We start from the raw sequence: 3,397 nt of genomic DNA, 5'->3' as shown, positions 1-3,397 counted from the left end.
TAATCGGATTTTTTATCATTGATTATTTAGGATATTGGGACGCCATGCTCCAGACATTGGCGCTTGTCGTCACATCCGTTCTGATTTCTGTCATTATCGGCATTCCGGTCGGAATCTGGGGCTCCCAAAAGAAAACGGTTCGGAGAATCGTTACGCCCATTCTTGACTTAATGCAGACGATGCCGGCATTCGTTTATTTGCTTCCGGCCATCTTCTTTTTCAATATTGGGGTTGTGCCGGGTGTTGTCGCTTCCGTTATCTTTGCGATGCCTCCGACAATCCGGATGACAATCTTAGGAATTCAGCAGGTGCCGGAAGATCTGATTGAAGCTACAGAAGCATTTGGTTCAACGACAAGCCAGCGGCTCTTTAAAGTGCAGCTGCCGCTTGCGACGAAAACCATTCTGGCCGGTATCAATCAAAGCATCATGCTTGCGTTGTCAATGGTCGTTATTGCATCCATGGTAGGTGCGCCTGGACTTGGAGAAGAAGTTTACCGGGCTGTTACCCAGCTGCAAACGGGTACTGGTGTAGAAACCGGGCTTGCGATTGTTATTATTGCGATCGTACTTGACCGGGTTACACAAAATATAAAATTGAAAAAAAGCAGGGGGAATGCATAATGTGGAAAAAGATAGCGGGAATCGGCACTGCAGCAGTACTGACATTGGGTCTGGCTGCCTGCGGAAGCAGCAATAATAATGAAAACGCGTCTGTAGGCGATCAAGTCAGTTATAAAATTACCGGCATTGATCCTGGAGCGGGCATTATGAATGCAACGGACAAGGCGCTCAAGGATTACGATCTCAGCAAGTGGGCTGTAACATCAGGCTCAAGCTCAGCGATGACAGCCGCATTGAAAAAAGCTTACGATAAAAAAGATCCGATCATTATTACGGGTTGGACACCGCATTGGATGTTTGCAAAATACGATCTCAAATATTTGAAAGATCCAAAAGGTTCTTACGGCGATGCCGAAGAAATCCATACTGTTACGCGCAAAGGATTCAAGGACGATCATCCGGGCGCACACAAGCTGCTCAGCCAATTCAGCTGGACAGAGGATGATATGGGAGAAGTCATGCTTGCCGTTCAGGAAGGCAAAAAAGCGGAAGAAGCTGCAGCAGATTTCGTTAAAAAACATCAAGACCTTGTTAAGAAATGGACAAAAGGCGTCGATAAAGCGGACGGCGAAAAAATTAAGCTCGGCTATGTGGCATGGGACAGTGAAATTGCGAGCACAAATGTCATCGCAAAAGTTCTTGAAGACTTAGGCTACAACGTGACGCTCAGCCAAGTAGAAGCAGGCCCGATGTGGACTGGAATTGCAAATGGAAGCGTCGATGCTTCACTTGCTGCATGGCTGCCGCAAACGCATAAAACATATGCTGAAAAATACAAAGGCAAATACGAAGATATCGGTACAAGCATGACAGGCGTAAAAATTGGCCTTGTCGTTCCGACCTACATGAAAGATGTCAATTCAATCGAAGACTTGAAAAAATAACGAACAAAGCCGGCGAACCCATTTCGCCGGCTTATTTTTATTTGAAGGATCATCTGCTCCGCCTGTTTTGATTGTCTGCAGGATATGCTAAAAAAAATCCTAAAACGCAAAGACGCTTTAGGATGTTGGCCGCAACTGGAGACAGCTGCGGTTATTAATTTTTCGTTTTAATTTTTCCGCCCCATTTTTTGAACCCGCCTTTCAGGTTGTAAATCTCCTTACAGCCGTGTTTGCGGAGCGTTTGGGCGGCTCTTCCGCTTCTGACGTTGTTTTGGCAGTACAGGTAAACCGGTTTGTCAGGACGGATTTCGCTTTTTCTTTGCTTAAGCTGTGAAAGCGGAATGTTTCTCGCACCCAAAATGTGGCCGCCTTCATACTCGTTCGGCTCGCGCACATCGATGAGCTGTGCTTTGCGATAGCCGGCCCGGAATTCTTCTTCTGTCAAGGTTTTCATAATGCGCTGCTGATAGATGTATGAAACGACCGCGTAGATGATGAGCGCGGCGCAAATCAAGAGAATGATAATGCTGCTGGTAGACAATCTGATCCGACTCCTTTTTGAATTCATCCCGTCTGATAATCGGGAGATTTTTAACGATATGTTAAGACAAATACTATTATAGTAAAGCCTCAGAAATCTGTCATCTGATTCGCCGAATTTATTTTCAATTTTAAGAGGGATTGGTAGACTTATTTTATACCAAAGAAAAAGAGGGCAGGTTATGGAAAAAGAAATATGGCGTTTTATCGATTCGGGACGACAGGATCCCGCTTTTAATATGGCGCTCGACGAGGCGCTCCTTTATTGGCACAGCGAAAATAAGATTCCGCCGACCATCCGCTTTTACGGCTGGAATCCGCCAACGCTTTCAGTCGGCTATTTCCAAAATATCGAAAAGGAAATCAATCTGGATGCCGTCAAAAAACACGGTTTAGGCTTTGTGAGAAGGCCGACCGGCGGAAGAGGCGTGCTCCATGATCAAGAGCTGACCTACAGTGTTATTGTGTCTGAAGAACACCCGGAAATGCCCAAGACGGTGACGGAAGCGTACCGCGTCATCTCAGAAGGTATTCTTGAAGGCTTCAGAGAGCTGGGACTTGATGCGTATTTCGCCATACCAAGAACGGAAAAAGAGAAACAGAGCCTGAAAAACCCGAGATCTTCCGTCTGTTTTGACGCGCCGTCGTGGTATGAGCTCGTTGTCGAAGGCAGAAAGGTCGCAGGAAGCGCCCAGACGAGGCAGAAAGGAGTCATTCTCCAGCACGGTTCGATCCTTCTTGATCTGGATGAGGACAAGCTCTTTGATTTGTTTATTTACAAAAATGATCGCCTCAGAGAGCGCATGCAGAGAAACTTCAAACAAAAAGCGGTCGCCATCAATGAGCTCGCAAAAGAAAAAATCACGATTGAAGAAGCGAGCAAAGCTTTTAAAAAAGGGTTCGAAAAGGGGCTTAACATTCATTTGGAGCCTTATGAACTGACAGAAGAGGAAACGGAATTTGTCGCCGATCTCGCCAGAACGAAGTATGCGGCAGATGAATGGAATTATAGAAGGTAATCGGGTGAAAACGTTATCCCGTTGCTTGTTTTTTACATGCACATAGTGTAAACTTGTTATGATTTGAATAGGTGTGATTTGGAGGGATTTGATGACAACACCGAGTATGGAAGATTACATAGAACAAATTTATATGCTGATTGAAGAAAAAGGATATGCAAGGGTCTCAGATATAGCCGAAGCTCTGGCCGTCCATCCCTCCTCGGTTACAAAAATGGTTCAAAAACTCGATAAAGACGAATATTTGATTTATGAAAAGTATCGCGGCCTCGTGCTGACGCCTAAAGGGAAGCAAATAGGCACACGGTTAGTATACAGCCATGAATTAGTG

At 45.4% G+C, this 3,397-nt stretch carries 5 protein-coding genes; 4 read left to right on the top strand and 1 reads right to left on the bottom strand.

Annotated features, from left to right (window positions below; translation table 11 throughout):
• The coding region (gene opuAB / locus C1T29_RS14710) for a glycine/proline betaine ABC transporter permease subunit OpuAB (RefSeq protein ID WP_208945474.1) at positions 1-623 on the top strand (623 nt) is incomplete at its 5' end.
• Positions 623-1,507, top strand: a complete 885-nt coding sequence (locus tag C1T29_RS14705) for a glycine betaine ABC transporter substrate-binding protein (protein WP_023855178.1) — start codon at positions 623-625, stop codon at positions 1,505-1,507. The genes opuAB and C1T29_RS14705, both read left to right, overlap by 1 nt.
• Positions 1,508-1,661: 154 nt before the next feature.
• On the opposite strand, the gene C1T29_RS14700 is transcribed toward C1T29_RS14705, so the two are convergent.
• Positions 1,662-2,075: a rhodanese-like domain-containing protein gene (locus tag C1T29_RS14700; protein WP_043054396.1), complete on the bottom strand. Its 414-nt coding sequence runs from the start codon at positions 2,073-2,075 to the stop codon at positions 1,662-1,664.
• Positions 2,076-2,229: 154 nt separating this feature from the next.
• Here C1T29_RS14700 and C1T29_RS14695 point away from each other — a divergent pair, with 154 nt between their 5' ends.
• Together C1T29_RS14695 and mntR are read left to right on the top strand one after the other, a co-directional pair.
• Positions 2,230-3,066, top strand: coding sequence for a lipoate--protein ligase family protein (locus C1T29_RS14695; RefSeq protein WP_023855177.1), 837 nt, complete (start codon positions 2,230-2,232; stop codon positions 3,064-3,066).
• 91 nt (positions 3,067-3,157) lie between these two features.
• On the top strand, positions 3,158-3,397 hold a 240-nt coding region (mntR, locus tag C1T29_RS14690), incomplete at its 3' end, for a transcriptional regulator MntR (protein ID WP_208945473.1).

This window comes from Bacillus sp. MBGLi79 (assembly GCF_002953915.1).
This window is presented reverse-complemented; position numbering and strand designations above follow the sequence as displayed.

Bases quoted from the DNA above. Each gene is read 5' to 3' on its own strand.
- C1T29_RS14705 (WP_023855178.1), top strand. From the start codon at position 623: ATGTGGAAAAAGATAGCGGGAATCGGCACTGCAGCAGTACTGACATTG.
- C1T29_RS14700 (WP_043054396.1), bottom strand. From the start codon at position 2,075: ATGAATTCAAAAAGGAGTCGGATCAGATTGTCTACCAGCAGCATTATC.
- C1T29_RS14695 (WP_023855177.1), top strand. From the start codon at position 2,230: ATGGAAAAAGAAATATGGCGTTTTATCGATTCGGGACGACAGGATCCC.